Source organism: Pseudomonas sp. Leaf59, from assembly GCF_920984685.1.
GTDB lineage: Bacteria > Pseudomonadota > Gammaproteobacteria > Pseudomonadales > Pseudomonadaceae > Aquipseudomonas.
In genome coordinates, this window is the sequence record NZ_CAKLBR010000012.1 from 1 (window position 1) to 20,713 (window position 20,713).

Annotated in this window: 22 protein-coding genes; 7 read left to right on the forward strand and 15 right to left on the reverse strand. The window is 62.2% G+C overall.

Features of this window, described 5'->3' with window-relative positions:
• Positions 1–179: 179 nt before the first annotated feature.
• The 13 genes from LUB09_RS14265 to LUB09_RS14325 all read right to left on the reverse strand — a co-directional run bounded on the left by LUB09_RS14265 (position 180) and on the right by LUB09_RS14325 (position 13,514).
• The gene (locus tag LUB09_RS14265; RefSeq protein WP_003237709.1) at positions 180–392 is read right to left on the reverse strand and encodes a cold-shock protein; all 213 of its coding nucleotides are present in this window, start codon (positions 390–392) and stop codon (positions 180–182) included.
• A 392-nt stretch (positions 393–784) separates the two neighbouring features.
• The gene (gene gcvT / locus LUB09_RS14270) at positions 785–1,909 is read right to left on the reverse strand and encodes a glycine cleavage system aminomethyltransferase GcvT (protein ID WP_231422872.1); all 1,125 of its coding nucleotides are present in this window, start codon (positions 1,907–1,909) and stop codon (positions 785–787) included.
• A gap of 53 nt (positions 1,910–1,962) precedes the next feature.
• Positions 1,963–4,803: an aminomethyl-transferring glycine dehydrogenase gene (gene gcvP / locus LUB09_RS14275; protein ID WP_231422873.1), complete on the reverse strand. Its 2,841-nt coding sequence runs from the start codon at positions 4,801–4,803 to the stop codon at positions 1,963–1,965.
• 10 nt (positions 4,804–4,813) lie between these two features.
• Positions 4,814–5,197 carry a glycine cleavage system protein GcvH gene (gene gcvH / locus LUB09_RS14280; RefSeq protein ID WP_231422874.1) on the reverse strand — a complete coding sequence of 128 codons (384 nt, stop codon included), beginning with the start codon at positions 5,195–5,197 and terminating at the stop codon, positions 4,814–4,816.
• A 307-nt stretch (positions 5,198–5,504) separates the two neighbouring features.
• Positions 5,505–7,013, reverse strand: a complete 1,509-nt coding sequence (locus LUB09_RS14285; RefSeq protein ID WP_209984218.1) for a sigma-54-dependent transcriptional regulator — start codon at positions 7,011–7,013, stop codon at positions 5,505–5,507.
• Between the two features lie 110 nt (positions 7,014–7,123).
• A complete protein-coding gene (locus LUB09_RS14290; RefSeq protein WP_209984215.1) occupies positions 7,124–7,486 on the reverse strand; it encodes a DUF5064 family protein in 363 nt (120 codons plus the stop codon).
• A 385-nt stretch (positions 7,487–7,871) separates the two neighbouring features.
• Positions 7,872–9,221, reverse strand: coding sequence for a CoA transferase (locus tag LUB09_RS14295; RefSeq protein ID WP_231422875.1), 1,350 nt, complete (start codon positions 9,219–9,221; stop codon positions 7,872–7,874).
• 40 nt (positions 9,222–9,261) lie between these two features.
• Positions 9,262–10,605, reverse strand: coding sequence for a sensor histidine kinase (locus LUB09_RS14300; protein WP_231422876.1), 1,344 nt, complete (start codon positions 10,603–10,605; stop codon positions 9,262–9,264).
• A 68-nt stretch (positions 10,606–10,673) separates the two neighbouring features.
• Positions 10,674–11,150 carry a Spy/CpxP family protein refolding chaperone gene (locus LUB09_RS14305; RefSeq protein ID WP_231422877.1) on the reverse strand — a complete coding sequence of 159 codons (477 nt, stop codon included), beginning with the start codon at positions 11,148–11,150 and terminating at the stop codon, positions 10,674–10,676.
• A 267-nt stretch (positions 11,151–11,417) separates the two neighbouring features.
• Positions 11,418–12,095 (reverse strand): response regulator transcription factor, encoded by a 678-nt coding sequence (locus tag LUB09_RS14310; RefSeq protein ID WP_209984204.1) that lies wholly within the window; start codon positions 12,093–12,095, stop codon positions 11,418–11,420.
• 7 nt (positions 12,096–12,102) lie between these two features.
• Positions 12,103–12,510 (reverse strand): translation initiation factor 2, encoded by a 408-nt coding sequence (locus LUB09_RS14315; RefSeq protein WP_209984201.1) that lies wholly within the window; start codon positions 12,508–12,510, stop codon positions 12,103–12,105.
• 106 nt (positions 12,511–12,616) lie between these two features.
• Complete coding sequence (locus LUB09_RS14320) at positions 12,617–12,916, reverse strand: YciI family protein (RefSeq protein WP_209984198.1); 300 nt, start codon at positions 12,914–12,916, stop codon at positions 12,617–12,619.
• A 1-nt stretch (position 12,917) separates the two neighbouring features.
• On the reverse strand, positions 12,918–13,514 hold the full coding sequence (locus LUB09_RS14325) for a septation protein A (protein WP_057007151.1): 597 nt from the start codon (positions 13,512–13,514) through the stop codon (positions 12,918–12,920).
• A gap of 87 nt (positions 13,515–13,601) precedes the next feature.
• On the opposite strand from LUB09_RS14325, the gene LUB09_RS14330 reads away from it, so the two are divergent.
• From LUB09_RS14330 to rluB, 7 genes are all read left to right on the forward strand, one after another.
• The gene (locus LUB09_RS14330) at positions 13,602–14,465 is read left to right on the forward strand and encodes a PHP domain-containing protein (protein WP_209984196.1); all 864 of its coding nucleotides are present in this window, start codon (positions 13,602–13,604) and stop codon (positions 14,463–14,465) included.
• A 13-nt stretch (positions 14,466–14,478) separates the two neighbouring features.
• Positions 14,479–15,108, forward strand: coding sequence for an L-threonylcarbamoyladenylate synthase (locus tag LUB09_RS14335; protein WP_231422878.1), 630 nt, complete (start codon positions 14,479–14,481; stop codon positions 15,106–15,108).
• Positions 15,109–15,228: 120 nt separating this feature from the next.
• On the forward strand, positions 15,229–15,927 hold the full coding sequence (locus tag LUB09_RS14340; RefSeq protein ID WP_178925357.1) for a segregation and condensation protein A: 699 nt from the start codon (positions 15,229–15,231) through the stop codon (positions 15,925–15,927).
• A 12-nt stretch (positions 15,928–15,939) separates the two neighbouring features.
• On the forward strand, positions 15,940–16,860 hold the full coding sequence (scpB, locus tag LUB09_RS14345) for an SMC-Scp complex subunit ScpB (protein ID WP_231422879.1): 921 nt from the start codon (positions 15,940–15,942) through the stop codon (positions 16,858–16,860).
• Positions 16,861–16,999: 139 nt separating this feature from the next.
• The gene (locus LUB09_RS14350; RefSeq protein WP_231422880.1) at positions 17,000–17,398 is read left to right on the forward strand and encodes a hypothetical protein; all 399 of its coding nucleotides are present in this window, start codon (positions 17,000–17,002) and stop codon (positions 17,396–17,398) included.
• A 70-nt stretch (positions 17,399–17,468) separates the two neighbouring features.
• Positions 17,469–17,660 carry a DUF1289 domain-containing protein gene (locus tag LUB09_RS14355; protein WP_005790815.1) on the forward strand — a complete coding sequence of 64 codons (192 nt, stop codon included), beginning with the start codon at positions 17,469–17,471 and terminating at the stop codon, positions 17,658–17,660.
• Positions 17,661–17,804: 144 nt separating this feature from the next.
• Positions 17,805–19,028, forward strand: a complete 1,224-nt coding sequence (gene rluB, locus LUB09_RS14360; protein WP_209984190.1) for a 23S rRNA pseudouridine(2605) synthase RluB — start codon at positions 17,805–17,807, stop codon at positions 19,026–19,028.
• 72 nt (positions 19,029–19,100) lie between these two features.
• On the opposite strand, the gene LUB09_RS14365 is transcribed toward rluB, so the two are convergent.
• Together LUB09_RS14365 and LUB09_RS14370 are read right to left on the reverse strand one after the other, a co-directional pair.
• Positions 19,101–20,060 carry a hypothetical protein gene (locus LUB09_RS14365; protein ID WP_057007144.1) on the reverse strand — a complete coding sequence of 320 codons (960 nt, stop codon included), beginning with the start codon at positions 20,058–20,060 and terminating at the stop codon, positions 19,101–19,103.
• A gap of 73 nt (positions 20,061–20,133) precedes the next feature.
• Positions 20,134–20,271, reverse strand: a complete 138-nt coding sequence (locus tag LUB09_RS14370; RefSeq protein ID WP_003237751.1) for a hypothetical protein — start codon at positions 20,269–20,271, stop codon at positions 20,134–20,136.
• Positions 20,272–20,713: the final 442 nt, after the last annotated feature.

The window sequence follows — 20,713 nt, forward strand, 5'->3', positions numbered from 1 at the left end:
ACTTGGTCTACGACCGACAATTTAAAAGCTAGCGTGTAATCGCGTTGGCTGCGCCTTTTTCCCGTATCCATTGAGTCCTCCTGAAGAAAGGTCAGAAGGTGTAAACCTTATTCAGGACGGGACAGCGTCCATAAAAAAGCCCCTGATGTCATATCAGGGGCTTTTTGTTGCAGGCGCGATCAGCCTTCTGCTTGTACTTCGTCAGCCTGCATGCCTTTCTGGCCTTGCACAGCAACGAAAGTTACTTTCTGGCCTTCTTTCAGGCTTTTGAAGCCGTTGCCCTGGATGGCGCGGAAGTGCACGAACAGATCCGGACCGCTTTCTGGCGTGATAAAACCAAACCCTTTTTCGTCATTGAACCACTTGACGGTACCGCTCTGACGTGTGGACATTTCTTCTTTCCTTTGACGCTAAAAATTAATGACAGCCCCTTTCACATGAAAGAGCACTGGGCTGGGTTGCAGGAAAGTAAGAGACGTCGAACGGGTTGTAGCAAACTACAGCAGCTACTGCCCAGGTCCAGGTTCCAAGCGACCCATGCAAACACAGTGGACAAACTCTACGCCAACTAACGCAGAAAAAACAAGCCCTGCCAAACCCCCAGTATTTACTAGGCCACGTGGCACTTTGATCAACAAACCAGCGCTACCTTATTCGATAGAGAAGTTCACTTGTTATAGGGGGTTGCCTATAAGAAAGTCTATCGACGATGCACTGTTTTATGGCGGTTGCGTGACAGTTTAGTGCGCATTAACGCAACCGCGTTACTTATAGAAACGGTCCATCAGCCACGGTAGTAACGTTGCGGCACAAATGGCATTTTACTTACACGTAATGGCACCTTTTTCCCACGCACCAATGCTGATACCTCGGTATCCAGCGCAGTGAAGGCGCTGTCCAGATAACCCATTGCCAACGGACCCCCCAGGCTCGGGCCAAAACCGCCGCTGCAGACGCTGCCGATAACGGTGCCCTGTGCGTCGACGATTTCTGCGCCTTCACGCACAGGTGTCCGTTCCTGGGGCAGCAGGCCTACGCGCTTGCGGTTTACGCCGGCCTGTTGCTGGCTGAAGATGTGTTCGGTGCCCGGGAAGCCGCCGGCGCGAGCGCCGTCGCTACGACGTGCCTTGGAGATCGCCCACAGCAGGCTCGCTTCAATCGGCGTGGTGTCGGTGTTCATGTCATGGCCGTACAGGCACAAGCCGGCTTCCAGGCGCAGGGAGTCGCGGGCGCCGAGGCCGATGGGCTGCACTTCGGTTTCGGCCAGCAGGCTGCGCGCGAGGCTTTCGGCATTGGCGGCGGGTACGGAGATTTCAAATCCATCTTCACCGGTGTAGCCCGAACGGCTCACGTAGCAATCAACCCCCAGCAGGCGAACGCTGGCGAACTGCATGAACGTCATGCGGGTGACTTCCGGCGCCAGGCGCGCCAGTACCTTTACCGCCTCCGGGCCCTGCAGGGCCAGCAGCGCGCGCGCTTCGAACAGCGGTTCGATGCTGCATTGATCACCGATGTGTTTGCGCAAGTGCGCCAGGTCCTGATCCTTGCAGGCGGCGTTGACCACCAGGAACAGTTCGTCGTTACCGAGGTTGGCCACCATGAGGTCGTCGAGAATGCCGCCCTGCTCGTTGGTGAACATCGCGTAGCGCTGCATGCCCACCGGCAGGTCGATAATGTCGACCGGCACCAGGGTTTCCAGGGCCTTGGCAGCATTGGCGCCGCTGAGGCGGATCTGGCCCATGTGGGACACGTCGAACAACCCGGCGTGCTCACGGGTGTGCAGGTGTTCCTTCATCACGCCCAGCGGGTATTGCACCGGCATGTCGTAGCCGGCGAAGGGCACCATGCGTGCGCCGAGTTCGAGGTGCAGGGCGTGCAAGGGCGTTTTCAATAGAGTGTCGGTGGACATGTTCAGCTCCTGAAAAAGTGCGAAGTGTGAGAGGGAGCAAACTCCCTCCCAGCTCAGGCGTAGCTTTCGATGGACGGGCAGGCGCAGACAAGGTTGCGATCGCCGAACACGTTGTCCACGCGCCCAACCGGCGGCCAATACTTGCCGTCGACCAGCGACGCAACCGGGTATACCGCCTGTTCACGGCTGTACGGGTGGCTCCACTCGCCAACCAGCTCCGCCGCGGTGTGCGGGGCGTTTTTCAGGGGGTTGTCATCCTTGTCCAGCGTGCCGTTTTCCACTGCGCGGATCTCTTCACGGATGGCAATCATGGCCTCGCAAAAGCGGTCCAGTTCTTCCCGTGATTCGCTTTCGGTCGGCTCGATCATCAACGTGCCCGCTACCGGGAACGACATGGTCGGCGCATGGAAGCCGAAGTCGATCAGGCGCTTGGCCACGTCATCCACGCTGATGCCACTGCTGTCCTTGAGCGGACGCAGGTCGAGGATGCATTCGTGGGCCACCAGGCCGTTGCTGCCGGTATAGAGCACCGGGTAGTGTTCTTCGAGGCGACGGGAAATGTAGTTGGCATTCAGGATCGCCAACTGCGAAGCGCGCTTGAGGCCTGCGCCGCCCATCATGCTGATGTACATCCAGGTGATCGGCAAAATGCTTGCACTGCCGAATGGCGCCGCGCACACCGCGCCTTCCTTGCGTGCCATGGCCGCGTGGCCCGGCAGAAACGGCGCCAGGTGCGACTTGACGCCAATCGGGCCAACGCCCGGGCCGCCGCCGCCGTGGGGGATGCAGAAGGTCTTGTGCAGGTTCAGGTGGGACACGTCGCCGCCGAACTTGCCCGGTGCGCAGAGGCCGACCATCGCGTTCATGTTGGCGCCGTCGATGTACACCTGGCCGCCGTTGTCGTGAATGATCCCGCAGATTTCGCGGATACCTTCTTCGAACACACCGTGGGTGGACGGGTAGGTGATCATCAGCGCGGCGAGGTGATCGCGGTGCTCAATGGCCTTGGCACGCAGGTCGTCGATATCGACGTTGCCGCGAGCGTCGCAGGCGGTAACCACCACGCGCATGCCGGCCATGTTGGCGGTAGCAGGGTTGGTGCCGTGGGCCGACGAGGGGATCAGGCAGATGTCGCGACGTTCATCGCCACGGCTCTGGTGATAGGCACGAATGGCCAGCAGGCCTGCGTATTCGCCCTGGGAACCGGCGTTCGGTTGCAGCGAAATCGCATCGTAGCCGGTGGCCGCGCAGAGCATGGCTTCCAGGTCGGTGGTCAGCTCCAGATAGCCGGCGCTTTGCTCGGCCGGGGCGAATGGGTGCAGGGCACCGAATTCGGCCCAGGTCACCGGGATCATTTCGCTGGCGGCGTTGAGCTTCATGGTGCACGAGCCCAGCGGGATCATGGTGCGGTCCAGCGCCAGGTCCTTGTCGGCCAGCTTGCGCAGGTAGCGCATCAGCTCGGTTTCGGAATGGTAACGGTTGAACACCGGGTGGCTGAGGATCGCTGAGGTGCGCAGCAGCGCGGCAGGCAGACGGCCTGTAATCTCGCTGTCGAAGGCCGGCACAGGTTTGCCATCGGCGAAGATCGACCACAGGGTTTCGATATCGGCCTGGGTGGTGGTTTCATCGACCGACAGGCCCACGCGCTCGGCATCCACCACGCGCAGGTTGATGCGCTGGGCGCGCGCCTTGTCGTGCAGGGCGGTGGTGTTGGCGCCGGTGTGGAGGCTGAGGGTATCGAAGAAGTGTTGCTGCTCCACCTTCAGGCCCAGAGCAGTGAGGCCTTTGGCGAGGATCGCAGTGAGGTGATGAATGCGCTGGGCGATTTGGGTCAGGCCCTTGGGCCCGTGGTACACGGCGTACATGCTGGCGATGTTGGCCAGCAGCACCTGGGCAGTGCAGATGTTGCTGGTGGCTTTCTCGCGGCGAATATGTTGCTCGCGGGTCTGCATGGCCAGGCGCAGGGCCGGCTTGCCGAAACGGTCGACGGAAACGCCGACCAGACGGCCCGGCATGTCGCGCTTGAACGCATCCTTGGTGGAGAAGTAAGCCGCGTGCGGGCCACCGAAGCCCAGCGGTACGCCAAAGCGTTGCGCGCTGCCGATGGCCACGTCGGCGCCGAACTCGCCCGGCGGGGTCAGCAGGGTCAGTGCCAGCAGGTCGGCGGCTACGGCCACCAGCGCATTGGCGGCGTGGAAGCGTTCGGTCAGCTCACGGTAGTCGAACACATCGCCGTTGCTGGCCGGGTATTGCAGCAGCGCGCCGAAAAAGGCACTCACGTCGTTCAGCTCGCGCTCATCGCCCACCACCACGTCGATGCCCAGTGGCTCGGCTCGGGTACGCAGTACGTCAAGGGTTTGCGGGTGGCTGTGGATCGACGCGAAGAAGGCATTGCTGCCCTTGTTCTTGCTCAGGCGTTTGCAGAACGTCATGGCCTCGGCGGCAGCGGTGGCTTCGTCGAGCAGGGAGGCGTTGGCGATCGGCAGGCCGGTGAGGTCGCTGATCAGGGTCTGGAAGTTCAGCAGCGCTTCCAGACGGCCCTGGGAAATTTCCGGCTGGTAAGGGGTGTAGGCGGTGTACCAGGCCGGGTTTTCCAGCAGGTTGCGCAGGATCGGCGACGGCGTATGGCAGTTGTAGTAGCCCTGGCCGATGTAGGTCTTGAACAGTTGGTTCTTGCCGGCGATGGCCTTGATCCTGGCCAGGGCCTCGGCTTCGCTCAGGCCGTCTTCCAGGCCGAGCACGCTGGTGCCCTTGATGCTTTCCGGGATCACGCTGGCGCTGAGGGCTTCGAGGGAGTCAAAACCCAGGCTGGCGAGCATGTGCTGCTCGTCCTGCGGGCGCGGGCCGATATGGCGGGCGATGAATTCGTTGGCAGTGCCGAGAGTGATGGTCATGGTGGGCTCCTCAAGCTTCAGCGTTGGCTTTGATCAGGCGATCGTACGCGTCCTGATCGAGCAATTTGGCGACCGCTTCGGCATCGGCCGGTTTGAAGCGGAAGAACCAACCTTCGCCCATCGGGTCTTCGTTGACCAGCTCCGGGCTGCCATCGAGCTTGTCGTTCACTTCCAGCACTTCGCCGTCCAGCGGCATGTACACGCCGCTGGCCGCTTTCACCGACTCTACGGTGGAGGCTTCAGCGCCTTTGGTGTAGGCCTGCAACTCCGGCAGTTGCACGAAAACCACATCACCCAGCGCGTTCTGCGCGAAAGCGGTGATACCCACGGTGACGCTGCCGTCGGCTTCGGCGCGCAGCCATTCGTGATCTTCAGTGAAACGCAACTCGCTCATGGAAACTCCTGGGGCCAGAATCGGAATGATGGGAGTTGGTTAGCAATATTGCGGCCAATATGAATAATTCCATATAAATCAATGAGTTGATAAATATGAATATAACGTTAGAGGCGTTGTGTGTAGCGATATCGTTACGGGTGGGGCTGTGAAAAAAAGCCTATGTGGATCAAAGCCTTGCAGGGCGCGTCAAAACAGCGGGTGTATCGATATCGTTCCGCTGTAGCGCTTTCAGTACACTGGATGTCGTTCCTGGACCAAAACTCAAGGCCGAAGTGCACTCCCACATTTTGATCGGTGCACAGCTTCAGGGTTTGTTGGGAATGCCGTACTTGCGCAGGCGATGGGCGATAGCCGTGTGGGAGGTCTGCAACCGGCTCGCCAGTTGGCGGGTCGAGGGGTAGCGGCTGTAAAGCTTGTCCAGCAGGTCGCGCTCGAAGTCTTCCACTGCCTGTTCCAGGCTCTCGACCTCGCCGTCGCTCTGGCGCGCCACGGACGTGCCGGCGATATCTAGGTCGCCAATGTCCACCAGGCTGCTTTCGCAGATGGCGGCGGCGCGAAAGATCACGTTCTGCAACTGGCGCACATTACCCGGCCAGCGGTTGTCCAGCAGGGCCGGGTAGGTGCCGGGTGCCAGGCGGCATACCGGGCGCTGGATCTGCGCGCAGGCCTGCTGCATGAAATAGCGCGCCAGCAGCAGAATGTCCTGGCCGCGCTCACGCAGCGGCGGCACTTCGACATTGAGCACATTGAGGCGGTAGAACAGGTCTTCGCGAAAGGTGCCCTCGCTGACCATTTTTTCCAGATCGCGGTGGGTGGCGCTGAGGATGCGCACATTGACCTTCACCTCGCGATCTCCGCCCACTCGACGAAAGCTGCCGTCGTTGAGAAAGCGCAGCAACTTGGCCTGCAGGTATGGCGACATTTCGCCGATCTCATCGAGAAACACCGTGCCCTGGTTCGCCAGCTCCATAAGCCCCGGCTTGCCACCGCGCTGGGCGCCGGTGAACGCGCCGGGGGCGTAGCCGAACAGCTCGCTTTCGGCGAGGTTCTCCGGCAGCGCCGCGCAGTTGAGCGCCAGGAACGGCGCACTGTGCCGCGCGCTGATCGCATGGCAGGCACGGGCCACCAGCTCCTTGCCGGTGCCGGTTTCACCCTGGATCAGCAGCGGTGCATCCAGCGCCGCCACCCGCTGCGCACGCGCTTTCAAGGTGCGGATCACCGCGGATTCCCCCAGCAGCGCATCAAACCCTTCGGCATGGTCATGGTGCAGCGCCGACAATTGCTCGCCGATGCGGTTGGGCTGGTAAAGGGTCAGCAGTGCGCCGGCATCGGTGATCGGCGTGGCGTCCAGCAACAGGGTCTGGCCGTTGACGCTGATCTCGCGCAAGGGCAGGCGAAAGCCGTGTTCGAGCAAGGCGTCGAGCAGCGCCGGGTCACTGAACAGCTCACTGATGCTTTCGCCGGCAGGTTCGCGTCCGTACAGCGCGATCAACGCCGGGTTGGCCAGCAGGATCTTGCCCGCGCTGTCCAGGGCCAGCACCGGGTCGGTCATGGCGGCCAGCAGCGCATCGAGTTGCAGGTGCCGGCGCTGGCCGGGGAGGATGTCGACCACCGTCACCGACTGCACGCCCTGCACGCTGAACAGCGCGTCGCGCAGCTCTTCCAGCACCGCAGCGCTGAGGGTCGGCGCGTCGATATACACGTTGGGCGGCACCATCTCCACCGCATCCAGGTTGAGATTGCGCCCACCGAGCAGCGCCAGGACTTCCTGGGTGATGCCGACGCGGTCGATAAAGCTGACGTGGATACGCATGGGGCGCTAGTCATTCTGGGGAGCGGGAGGCGGCAAGTATGCCTTGCAGATGACGGGGATCAAAATGTGGGAGCGAGCAAGCCCGCTCCCACAGGGGAGTGGCGGTGTTCCTACTCCAGGTGCTCGGGTTTGACCGGGTCACCGGACTTCACGTCCAGTTGATGGCGCACATCCTCGAACATCTGGTCGTATTGCTTGTGCATCGTGCCATTCAAGACCGCGGTTTTCGGCATGCCGTACCTGTAGGCGATGTGCATGGCGTGCCGGGCAAAATCGAAGGCCTGGTCCTTGGGCAGGAAGAACGCCTCGTTGAGGTCCTTGCCCTGTACCGAGCCGTGCAGCTTGAACAGCATGCCCGCGCCTTCCTTGGGGTCCTGGCTGACTTCGTAATCGATGTGCAGGTTGTAGCTGTAGTCGTCCTGGTTGAGCGCATGGCGCTCGACATGCAGGTGTCCAGGTTCAAAGGTGGCCATCGGCATCTCTCCTCTATGTCACAGATAGGTGAACCGCTCCCACAGCTCTGACCGCGTACAGCCGTTGAAATGCGATCCGACGGTGGGAGTCTCCGCTAAATTTGGACTCAACGCTGTCGCGCGGCAAACGGGAGACTCTGTGGCGAGCGGGCTTGCCCTAATGCTGTTCAGTTAAGCGCAGATTCCCTGTGGCGAGCAGGCTTGTCCTGCGTTGGGCTGCGCAGCAGCCCCAAAACCAGACGCTGAGCCGTATCAGGTACACCGCGTTTTGCTTGATTGGGGGCTGCTGCGCAGCCCAACGCGGGGCAAGCCCGCTCGCCACAAAGAGGGGGGTTGCCTGAAATAACGCATGCGCAATCGGTATTTGATAGGCGCAGATACAGGTTTACCACTGCGCCCGGTGCGAGCCCAATGCCTGCGCCGGCAAATCCCATTGCAACGGCGTGCCGCTGATGTTGAGCGGTGCCAGCAGCCGATGCGCCGGGCCCCAGGCGGTCTGCTCCACCACCAGGCCTTGATCGTCGGGCTCTTCGGCGCGCAATGCCGGTTGCTCCGGTACGTGTCCCGCCTCCAGCAAACACTTCGCCGTTCGCGCCAGGGACACGCGCGCCGAACCGCCACGCCCTGATCGCAGGCGCTCGCTCAAGGCCTGAAGGGCGCTGGCCGCCATCAGATAACCGGTCGCGTGATCCAATGCCTGCACCGGCAGCGGCACCGGTGTGTCGGCCTGTTTCCAGGCCATGCCCGCCTGGGCAATTCCGCAGCTCATCTGCACCAGGCTGTCGAACCCGCGACGATTGCGCCACGGGCCGCTCCAGCCGAAGGCATTGAGGCCGACGTCGATCAGTCCGGGGGCCAGCGCCTGCCACTCAGCCGCCGTGTAGCCCAGGTGTTCCAGGGCATCGGCGCGGTAGCCGTGGATCAGCATGTCGGCGTCCTTGAGCAAGCCCTCGAACACCTGGCGATCGTCGCTGCGCTTGAGGTCCAGACGGGCGCAGCGTTTGCCCAGGGTCATGTCCGGCACCACTCCCGGCTCGTTCCACGTCGGTGAGTCGATGCGCAACACGTCCGCGCCCAATCCTGCGAGAAAGCGGCTGGCCACGGGACCGGCCAATACGCGGGTCAGGTCCAGCACCTTGACGCCGGCCAGCGGCCGCGCAATGGATCCGAGCCAGGGCGTTTCGCGGGCAGCGGCAAAGGTCTCGCGCTGCACCAGTGGTTCGCTGTTCACCGCCAGCCCCTGGGGGTGACGTTGCCAGTCCTGCGCGGAACGCATCTGCGCGGCGCAACCGTTGGCCTGCACAATCGCCTCTTCCAGTTCGGCGGCATTCCAGCGGGCGACTTTCCCGGCCATGTCGGCACGGTCGGCCACCTTGCCGAGTACCCGTTCGGCCGCGGCGCGATGATGGGGCGCGTTGGTGTGCAGGCGAATCCAGCCATCGGCGCTGGCGTAGTCGCCGGCGACGGCGTCCCACAGCGGCGGCACCTGCCAGCCCTGCGGGCGGATCGAGGAGGCGAACCAGAAAGACGCTAGACGTCGATCGACACTCACTTCGGGCAGGCGCCCGGTCTGTTGTTCGATCAACCGGGCCACGGCCTGGCCGGCGGCGGCGATGCTGGCGCTGGCCAGGTCAGTGACGGCGAAGGCCGAGGGCAGGGCGCCGGCCCCGTTGAAGGTCGGCGCGGTGGCGGGCAGTGCGAGTGCGGCTTGGATGGTGTTGAGCAGGTCAGTCATCTAGGGCCCTCCGTAAGAGAAGGGCCACTATAGAAGATCATCACACCGCTGTGACAACCCCGGGCACCAAGGGCAGGTCGATGCTCGCTATAAACCCGCCGTCGGCATGGTTGGCCAGGATCAGGCTGCCGCCATGGCGCTCGGCGGCACGGCGCGCAATCGCCAGGCCCAGGCCATGGCCCTGGGCGGTCTGGCCGGGCGCGCGGTAGAACGGCTCGCCGAGCTGGCTCAGGTGCGCGGCCTCGACGCCCTGGCCATGGTCGCGCACGCTGATCAGGATGCGCTCGCCCTGAAGCTGCGCCTGCAACTCGATGGGTTGTCCGGGCGGGTTGAAGCGCTGGGCGTTGCGCAGCAGGTTATCCACCGCGCGCTCGATCATGGTCGGCCAGCCCTTGAGGTGCAGGTCGGCGGCGGCGGTGAGCTGCACCGTCTGTTCCGGCGCGCTGAGCTGGGCGTCTTTTTGCAGGGTCTTGAGCAGCAGGTTGAGGTCGATGTCCTCGACGCTGGCGTTGTCGGCATCCACCCGCGCCAGCACCAGGATCTCGCTGATCAGTGCTTCCAGGCGGTCGCATTCGCGGGTCAGGCGCGGCCAGAGTTTTTCCCGTTCTTCGCTGCCGGCGCGTTCGGCCAGGGCCAGGGCGATACGCAGGCGCGCCAGCGGCGAGCGCAGTTCATGGGACACATCGCGCAGCAGTTGGCGCTGGCTGCCGATCAGGCTTTGCAGGCGGGCGCCCATGCGGTTGAAGTCGGTGGCGAGTACGCCGAACTCATCGCGCCGGTTGGCCAGGCGCGCCAGGCTGTTTTGCTGATAGGTGGCCTGGCCCAGGTCATGCACCGCGCCGCGCAGGCGGCTTAGTGGGCGCGTGATGGACAGCGTCACGAACAGGCTGAACAGGGTCAGCACCACCAGGGCAATCGCCAGGGCGCTCAATGGCCATGCCAGGCTGCTGCGGTGCCATTGGTCGAGTTCCGGGTGCGGAATACGGTAGATGAACAGGTAGGTGTCGCCGGTTTTTTCGCTGGTGTACTCGGCAGTCAGGCGCCGCCAGGGCAGAGGACCGTCCTGCCCGTCGGTCTGGCGTGCTTCAAACGCAGCGGCCCGTTTTGGAAAGGTGCCACGCACCACCGCTTCGCCGCTTTCGTTGAGCACCTGCACGTCGATGTGGTATTGGCGCTTGCGCTGTTGCAGCAGTTCCTGCGCCGCATCCTCGCCCAGGGCCTCGTACAGCTGGGTCCACTCTTCGGCCAGGTTGCTGACGCCGGGATGGCGGCTGAGAATCCAGGCGTCCTGATTGAGCATATGCCCAAGCAGTAGCGACAACCCGGCAACCAACGCGATGGCCAGCCAGAAACTGGCCAGGATGCGCCAGAACAATGAACGCACAGGAAACCCTCAAACAGGAAAAGCCCAGCGGCGCAGGGCCGCTGGGCTGGGGGAGTAACACTAGGGCATTATTGCGCTTTTTGCGGCTGTTGCGCTTTCCAGGCTTTGAATTCTCGCCATTCGGCACGACGCTGGTCCTGCTTCTTGACGATCTCGTCGAACTGCTTCTGCTGCTCGGGCGTCAGCACGGCGCGAATGCTGCTTTGGGTTTTCTTGCGGCTGGCGTCCTTCTCATCCTGCATGGCTTTCTGGTCGGCAGCCGGCATTTTGTCGAGGTACTTTTTGACCAGCTCGCGACGGCCTTCCATCTGTTCGCGCATCAGGCGGCCGATCTGTTGATGCTGTTCAGGGGTCAGGTCCAGGTCGCGCAACGGACCACCCCGGCCACGTGGGCCATGATCAGCGCCAGGGCCTGGGCCACCCATCATGTGACCTTCAGGGCCGCCCATCGGGCCAGCGCCTGGGCCTGGACCTTCCGGCATGGCGGCCATGGCAACAGCGGGCAGGGCAGTGGCGAACATCAGAGCGATAAGGGTCTTGCGCATGGTGATTCTCCTGTCTCTATTCCGGTGAGTCCGGATGTGAGTAGAGTACGGCGATCAAGGTCAACCGCTGTCAGCACAGGGTAAAGCTTCGGTAAAGACGATTTGGCGGGCGCCTGACAAAGTTGCCACGGCGAATGGCGCTACAGATAGTTCTGTGGCGAGCAGGCTTGTCTGTGGCGAGCAGGCTTGTCCTGCGTCAGGCTGCGCAGCAGCCCCAAAACGCGAGGCACAGAGGTATTCGCTGACTCACAGAGACCGGCGCGGCATTTAGAGGCTGTAGTAGTAGCCACGGCTGCGCAGCGCCACGATCCGTGGCCGACCATCCGGGTGCGGGCCGATTTTTTTGCGCAGGTTGCTGACGTGCATGTCCAGGCTGCGATCGTACAGCGTCAGCTTGCGGCCCAGGGCGATCTGCGCCAGTTCCTGTTTGTCCAGCGGCTCGCCTGGCTGGCGCAGCAAGGCTTCGAGCAAGCGGCTTTCGGAGACGGTGAGGGCAAATTCCTGCTCGTCGATGCTGACCACGCCACGCACCGGGCTGAAGCACAGGTCGCCGAGTTCGAGCTGGGTGGACACGGCGGCCGGGTGACTGCGGCGCAGCACCGCGCGCAGGCGGGCGGTAAGTTCGCGGGGGTCGCAGGGCTTGGCCAGGTAATCGTCGGCGCCCAGTTCCAGGCCGAGAATGCGGTCCAGCGGTTCGCCGCGGGCCGAGAGCATCAGCACCGGCAGATCCGGGTGGTCGTTGCGCAGTTGCTTGAGCAGTTCCAGGCCACTGCCGTCGGGCAGCATCACGTCAAGCACCACGGCGGCGGGCGCGCTGTCGGCCAGGGCTTTACGGGCGCTCAAGCCATCGTGGCAGGCCCGCACCTGGAAACCTTCCTGGCCCAACCAACTGGTCAGCAGCTCGCAGAGCTCCTGGTCATCGTCTATCAGTAACAGCTCGCTCATGACTCACTCAATTTAGCCATTGTCGACGGCGACGGTGCCCACCGCTGGCGAAGATCCCGCACAGCAGGGCGATCAGGGCGACGGCGGCGCCAGTGACAAACCACTGCTGCTGCTCGGTCAGCCAGCGGCTCAAGGCCCTGCCCTGGGTTTCTTTAAGCTGCTGGGCCAGGCGTTGGTTCTCCTGGCGCAAACGGCTCAGTTGAGCGCTTTCACGGCTGGTGTCCGCGGTTTGCAGTTGCCTGCTCAGTTCTTCACGCAGCCGTTCACTTTCTTTCAAGCGTTGCTGCAACTCGTTCATCTGGCTGCCCGCACTCAGGGACAACGACGTGGAGCTGCCGTTGTTCGAGGTTTCTTCAGCGTGGGCCGTGGCCCCGGCCATGATGACTGCCAACAGACACAACTGAGGTAAGCGCATCGGAACTCCTGATTCCACACGAATATTCAGAATGTTGTCGGCAGGTTACCGGGAATAATGAACAATTAGGAGCGCGCCGAACCGATAAGGTTCGGCGCCGCCTGAATCAAGGCAGGACTTGCTTGAACGGTTTGACGGTGACGTTCGCATACACGCCCGCCGTGACATACGGATCGGCGTCGGCCCAGGCCCTGGCATCGGCCAGGGACGCGAATTCGGCGACGATCAGGCTGCCGGTGAAACCGGCGTCGCCCGGGTCATTGCTGTCCACCGCCGGGTGTGGGCCGGCCAGTACGATCCGGCCTTCGGCTTGCAGCACTTTCAGGCGCTCGACATGGGCCGGGCGCACGGACAGGCGTTTTTCCAGCGAGTGGGCAACGTCGGTGGCAATGATGGCGTAGAGCATGTCAGTCCTCGGTTTTCGGCGTGGTGGGGTCGGTGTCATGCAGGTGGCGCGACAGGTAGATACCCTGGGCGACTAGGAATAGCACGGTCATGCCCAGGCTGCCGAAGACTTTGAAGTCGACCCAGTAGTCCTGGAACGTGAAGGCGACGAACAGGTTGGCGGCGCCGCAGAACAGGAAAAACACGATCCAGGCTATGTTCAAGCGGGTCCACACGGGCTCCGGCAGCGTCAGTGCGTGACCCATGATCCGCTTGATCAGCAGGCGGTCACCGATGAAGTGGCTGCCGATAAACGCCAGCGCGAACAGCCAGTTCACCACCGGGGCTTTCCATTTAAGGAAGGTTTCGCTGTGAAAGGCCAGGGTCAGGCTGCCGAAGACGAGGCAGGCGATCAGGGTCAGCCATTGGCTTTTTTCGAGTTTGCGCTGGGAGATAAAGATGGCGCCGTAGACCACGACAGAGCTGATGATCAGCACGGCGGTGGCGCTGTAGATGCCGCCGAAGGTGAGTTCGTGGCCGGCCAGATCGATGACCCGAGGGTCGAGTTTGTAAACGATGAAAAACAGCAACAGCGGGATGAAGTCGATGAATTGTTTCACAGTAAGAGCCAGAAGCTGGATGTGGCGGCATAATAACAAACATCCTTGGTTGCGATAGCGCCAGCTGACTTGAGGTTACAGACCCCCGTGAATGTTGATTTGCACTGCCACAGCACGGCCTCCGACGGCGCCCTGGCGCCTGCGGTACTGGTTGCGCGTGCGTTTGAAAAAGGCGTGCGAGTCCTGGCATTGACCGACCACGATACCGTCGAAGGCCTCGACGAGGCCCGCGCGACAGCCCAGAGCCTGGGCATGCAACTGGTCAATGGCGTGGAGTTGTCGTGTACCTGGGGCGGCGCAACCATTCATGTGCTGGGCTATGGTTTTGACCAGAACGCGCCGGCGTTGGTCGCCGCCATCGCCCAGTTGCACGATGGTCGCTGGCTGCGGTCCGAAGAAATAAGCCGCAAGTTGAGCCTCAAAGGCATGCCCGGTGCGCTCGATGGCGCGCGCGCCATCCAGCAGGAGCTGGGCGACAGCGGCAATGCGCCGGCCCGGCCGCACTTCGCCGACTGGATGGTGCGCGAGGGTTTCGTGAAGGACCGCGCCGAAGCGTTCCGCAAATGGCTGGGCGCCGGCAAACTGGGCGATGTGAAGCAACATTGGCCGACCCTGGAAGACACCGTGCAGACCCTGCGTGCTGCCGGGGCCTGGGTCAGCCTGGCGCATCCCTGGCATTACGATTTCACCCGCAGCAAGCGTCGCAAGCTGATTGGCGACTATATGGGGGCCGGCGGCCACGCGATTGAAGTGGTCAACGGGCATCAACCCGCCGATCAGGTGGGCAGCCTGGCGATCCTTGCCCGCGAATTTGGTCTGCTGGTCAGTGCCGGCAGTGATTTCCATGGCCCAGGCGGCTGGTCCGAGATCGGCGAGTACCGCGCCATCCCGGAAGATTTGCCGCTGTTGTGGGGGCGATTCAAGCATGACCCCATTATTGCCACCGTCTGAACAGGTAGAGCACGTGAGTCAATTCTTCCAGATTCATCCGGAAAACCCCCAGGCGCGCCTGATCAAACAGGCGGTCGAGATCATCCGCGCCGGCGGTGTGGTGATCTATCCCACGGATTCGTCCTACGCTATCGGTTGTCAGATCGGCGACAAGAGTGCGGTCGAGCGTGTAAGACGCCTGCGTGACCTGGACAAGAACCACAACTTTGCGCTGATCTGCAGCGACCTGTCCCAACTGGGCCTGTTCGCCAAGGTCGACACCGGCACCTTCCGCCTGCTCAAGGCCCATCTACCCGGGCCCTACACCTTTATTCTCAACGCCACCCGCGAAGTACCGCGCCTGTTGCTGCACCCGAAGAAACGCACCATCGGCCTGCGCGTGCCCGAGCACCCGATTGCCCTGGCGCTGCTGGCCGAGTTGGGCGAGCCGCTGATGAGCGTGTCGTTGATCATGCCCGGCGACACCGAACCGCTGGAAGACCCCTACGAAATGCGTCAGCTCCTGGAAAAACAGGTGGATCTGATCATCGACGGCGGCTTCGGCGGCGGCAAGGCGTCCACCGTGATCAACCTGGCTGAAGGCGAGCCGCAAGTGGTGCGGGTCGGTTGCGGCGACCCGACGCCCTTCATGGTCGAGGCCTGAATGTCGGCCGTGGAAACCGCCGATCCCCAGGCGGGCGCCCAGCAGGAACTGCCATTTGCCATGGTCTACGGCCAGGCCGTGATGGAAATGCCGCTGGACCTGTACATCCCGCCGGACGCCCTGGAAGTGTTCCTTGACGCTTTCGAAGGCCCGCTGGACTTGCTGCTGTACCTGATCCGCAAGCAGAACATCAACATCCTCGACATCCCGGTGGCGGAAATTACCCGCCAGTACATGGGCTATGTCGAGTTGATGCAATCGGTTCGCCTGGAGCTGGCCGCCGAGTACCTGGTGATGGCCGCCATGCTTGCCGAGATCAAGTCGCGCATGCTGCTGCCACGTTCCGAAACCGTCGAGGCCGAGGAAGACGATCCGCGCGCCGAGCTGATCCGCCGCCTGCAGGAATACGAACGCTTCAAGGCCGCCGCCGAAGGCATCGATGGCCTCAGCCGCGTGGGCCGTGACGTGGTGGTACCCAAGCTGGACGCGCCCGAGGCCCGCGCGCGCAAGCTGCTGCCGGACGTGAGCCTGGAGGAATTGCTGATGTCCATGGCCGAAGTGCTGCGCCGTGGCGACATGTTTGAAAGCCACCAGGTCAGCCGCGAGGCACTGTCGACCCGCGAGCGCATGAGCGACGTGCTCGAGCGCCTCAAGGGCGGCGGGTTTGTGCCGTTTGTCGAGCTGTTCACCGCCGAGGAGGGGCGCTTGGGTGTAGTGGTTACGTTCATGGCGATCCTCGAGCTGGTCAAGGAATCCCTGGTCGAGCTGGTGCAGAATGAGCCTTTTGCGGCTATCCACGTGCGGGCGCGAGCCGAATAAAGAGCTGAATCGATGAATCTGACTGAACCCCGTGAACTGGCGCCGCTGCTGGAAGCCTTCCTCCTGGCCTCGGGCAAGCCGCAATCTCTTGAGCGCCTGTTCGAACTCTTTGAAGAGGCCGAACGTCCCGAGCCGCCAGTGTTCAAGAAGGCATTGGAAATCCTGCGCAAGTCCTGCGAAGGCCGCGCCTTTGAACTGCGCGAAGTGGCGTCGGGTTATCGACTGCAGATCCGTGAGAAATTTTCCCCGTGGGTCGGCCGCCTGTGGGAAGAGCGCCCGCAGCGCTATTCACGGGCGATGCTGGAAACCATGGCGCTGATCGCCTATCGCCAGCCGATCACCCGAGGCGAGATCGAGGATGTGCGTGGCGTGGCGGTGAACAGCCATATCGTCAAAACATTGCTGGAGCGCGAATGGATCCGCATCGTCGGCTACCGCGACGTGCCCGGCAAACCGGCGATGTTCGCCACCACCAAGGTGTTCCTCGACCATTTCAACCTGAAGAACCTCGACGACTTGCCGCCCCTCGCCGAGTTGCGCGAAATGGAAGCCGAGCCGGTGCTCGATTTCGACGACGCGCCGGTCCCGGCGAGCCTGCAGGAACTGGCCGATGCCACGGCGGAGCCCGAAGAGCCCAAAGACGAAACCAGTTTCCATACCTTGCTGCTGGAGCTGGATGATATGGAGCAGGGCATCAAGACCGACTTCGATGACCTGTTGCGGGAGGGTGCCGTTGAGCCTGAATCTCCGCCGAGCACTGAGTCTCAAGCCCAGGCAGAACCCGAAGAAGACATTCTCGGCGTCGCGGCCGCTCGGGAAAAGCTTCTGGCCGCCGTTGCGGCGCTGGAACCCCCTCGTTTGAGTGACGAAGAGGCCGAAGCTCAGGCTTTGGCTGAAGCGATTGAAAACGAGCGGCGCTCTTTCGAGCCCTGATTTTCCCGCCTTCTTACCTGTTAGTTCTGACAGTTGTTCCACCCAGGTGTCCGGCGTTTACTTGCCGAACGCCATTGCGCTTGTGCCTTTTCATTCTGCGGTGGTGGAAGTCCCTCTCTGCTGATAAGGATGATCCATTATGAAAAGCACTCGTCGATACCGCTTGGCTTCATTGGGCGCGATAGCGGTAATGGGCCTGGGTACCTTGATTTCTGCTCAGGCGATTGCGGCGCCTTATAACCCGCTCAGTGGTGATATCAGCGTCAATATCATTGCCGGGGCCGCGCCCACCGGCGCTGTTGGTTTAAGTACCGGGCCAACCGGCGTGGAGCGCCCCGTGTATTTCCGCCCGGGTTCGTCTGATGCGTTATTCATCGGGGCCAGCAACACGCTGCCGGCCGGGTGCAAACCCACTGATTTCAAGGACGACGACGGCACGACTATTCCTGTCCTGGTCAAACTCGACTGTAATGGAAAGCCCTGGCAAGCCAAGCTTTCGAAGAACGGCAAAATATTCAGTGTCAAAGCTCTGCCGTGATCTAGGGTAAGGTGACTTCTGTGATAGGCGCTGGCGCAAGAATGCCGCCAGCGCTCACGGAGGATCGCCCATGAGTTCCACCAAAGACCCCTGCATCAGCATCTGCAAATTCAGCGACGACATCTGCGTCGGCTGTGGCCGCAGCAAGCGCGAAATCCGTGCCTGGAAGAAACTCGACAAGGTCGACAAGCGCACCGTGCTGGCCGAAGCCGAGCTGCGTCTGCTTGCGCTGGGCGCCACCGGTCGGCGGAAAAGCAAATGACCGTGCTCTTATCGACTACTCTGTGATGCGCAACGCGCGCCATACGCGTATGATTCTCGACCCTTTGCCGACGCAGTCGCGCAAAGCCCCGCTTTCAACACTCTTCAGGCCAGGCCTGAATCGACCCACCGGGAGGTGCTTAAGATGAACGACAAAGACCAGAACGACAGCCAGGAAATCGGCCCAGCAGGCGAAAAACTGCAAAAGGTGCTGGCGCGTATCGGCGTGGGCTCGCGCCGCGACGTCGAAGCCTGGATCACCCAGAAGCGCATCAAGGTCAACGGCGTCGAGGCCACCCTCGGCCAGCGCGTCGACTTGCACGATGCAATCACCATTGATGGCAAGGTCATCAAGCGTGAAGAGGCCGCCGAATCCGTGCGCCGTGTGATCATGTACAACAAGCCCGACGGCGAGATCTGCACCCGTGACGACCCGGAAGGCCGTCCGACCGTGTTCGACAAGATGCCCAAGCCCAAGGAAGGCCGCTGGATCAACATCGGCCGCCTGGACATCAACACCACCGGCTTGCTGATGTTCACCACCGACGGCGAACTGGCCAACCGCCTGATGCACCCGTCCTACGAGATGGACCGCGAATACGCGGTGCGTGTACGCGGCGAAGTCGACGACGAGATGATCGAACGCCTCAAGGCGGGCGTGGTGCTCGAAGACGGCCCGGCCAAATTCACCGACATCAAGCAGGCCCCCGGTGGTGAAGGTTTCAACCACTGGTACCACTGCGTGGTGATGGAAGGCCGCAACCGTGAAGTGCGTCGCCTGTGGGAATCCCAGGGCCTGGTGGTCAGCCGCCTGAAGCGTGTGCGTTTTGGCCCGGTGTTCCTCAACTCCGACCTGCCGATGGGCCGCTGGCGCGAAATGAGCCAGTACGAGGTCGACATTCTCAGCGCCGAAGTTGGCCTGACACCGGTCGCCATGCCGCAGATGAACGCCAAGAGCAAAGACAAGCTTGAGCGTATGCAGCGCAAATCGTCGCGCCCAGTGCCCCGCACCGAGCGTGTGGCCCGCACCCTGCGCCCGGCGCTGGATGCACCGGCCGCAGGCGGGCGTATCTCCCGTCAGCCGCACATCGAAGGTGAGCGTCGTCCTGTCGCGCCGTCGCGCCAGGAAGGCGAGCGTGCACCGCGCGCCCCGCGTCCTGCGCGTGGCGAAGCGCCGAGTGGCGGTCGCAGCAACCGTGGTGAAGCGGACCGTCCGGCCGACAACGCCAGCACCAAGCGCCCGGCCAAGCCGGCGGCGAACAAGCGGCCCGGCCCGAAATTGGTCGCCGACGAGCCATCGGGCAAGCGCCGTGGCGCCCCTGCGGGTTCGGGACAGCGTCCCGGGTTCGGTCGCAAGAAGCCGCAGTGATGTAAGTGCTGCATAAAAAAACGCCAACCTTCGGGTTGGCGTTTTTTTTCGATCTGAATTTGCGATGTTCTGCTAAAACGCAAACGTGCCATCAAACACCGGCTTGTCATCCAGCGCCAACACGCCGCTGGCAAAGATCAGGTCCAGGTGGTGGCTGCCTTTCTGTCCGCCGCCCAATCCCAGGTGCAACCCGCAGTGGCGCTCCTCGAAGCCTGCATTGCGTGCATACAAATCCTTGACCCCTTCGTTGGTGCCGATCCCCAGTTCCTCGACGCGACGATTGGACGGGTTGGCATTCAGGTATTTGTTGAAGTCATCGGCCAGCCCCGGCACCTCGCTGGCCACGCTGCAGATGGTCGAGTTCTCGATCCACAGCTCCAACGGAGACTCCAGCACGCCGTACTTGCGCGCAAACGGGATGGTGCTCAGAAAGGTGCCGACAAAGCGCACCTGGCCATTGATGGCTTCGCTGTGGGTGGCGATCTCGCCGGGGGCGAGGTCGTGGTTGCCGACCCCGTTGATATTGGTCCACTTCTTGATGCTGCTCATCGGCGCCTCAATGCGTGAACCGTGCTTGTCGGTGAAGCTCAGCACGTTGGCCTGGCTCATCCGCCGGATCAGCGTGGCGTTGAGGTCGGCAATGCGCTGTGGCGCGACGCTGAAGGTGTCGTAGAAGTAGTCGCCATAGTCCTTGAACAGCAGGGATTTCTTCCAGTGCTCCGCCATCACGCCCTGCAAGGCGCGGATGAAATCCGGGCCTTCGGCACGTGGGTTGGGCAGGGTCGAGGAATCATAGAGAAACAGGTACAGGTCGCAGGCTTCGATGGACTGGGCCAGGGCGTCACTGGCGGCCAGGTCCAGGCGCTGCACCTGGAAGTTGAAACGGGCGTTGCTGCCGTGGGTGATGGCCTGGGCGATGGCGTCATAGCGCTCGGTATGGCCCAGCAGCACGGTAGGGCGGCTCAGGCCTTCAAGGGCCGGGTGATGAGCGAGGTAGTAGAGAAAGTGTTCGACGGCGCGGGCCTTGTCCATGACGTGTGTCCTTCTGTGCCTTGGGTAAGGGGGCAGGTGCCGTGCACAGCACCTGCCGATTGCCTGCCGGGTGTTAGAACGGCCACATCGCGGTGCCGAACGGCACAACGGCGTCGGCTTGCATCATTTCCACGGCGGCCTCATGGGTCGGCGCTTCAAACCAATCGTCAAGTTGCAGTTCGGTTTCCAGGTCTTTTTCCAGTGCTTGCATGGTGTATCTCCTAGAGGACGTTGTTTGAGAACGCTTGCCAACGGGCTTCGCTGGCAAGTGGGATGAACCTAGGAGAGAGTGTTTCAAAATGCAAAATATTTATTGACACGGTTTCATTTGGATTTTTTCTTCGGTTTTTTTCGAAAAAAGGTTTATGCAGAAAAAACAGGCCGTTGGCTGAACCGATTCTTCAGGAGTTTCCAACCGACAATTTTTCGTAAACTGCCAAAAAACCTCGCTGTAACGCAGGCTTTCCGGGTTGTAACGATAGATTTACGGTTATGACCGGTCGTGCAGCCGTGTGCCTGGGCTGTAAGGATTGGCTGACAGATTGTCGCGCGCACCGTCCTGGGGCGTGCCGAAGCGGGCGAGCGGTGTACAATGCCCCGCGTTTTACTGTGACCGCCTCGCGTATACCACGCACAAGGCCAAGAACCGGGGG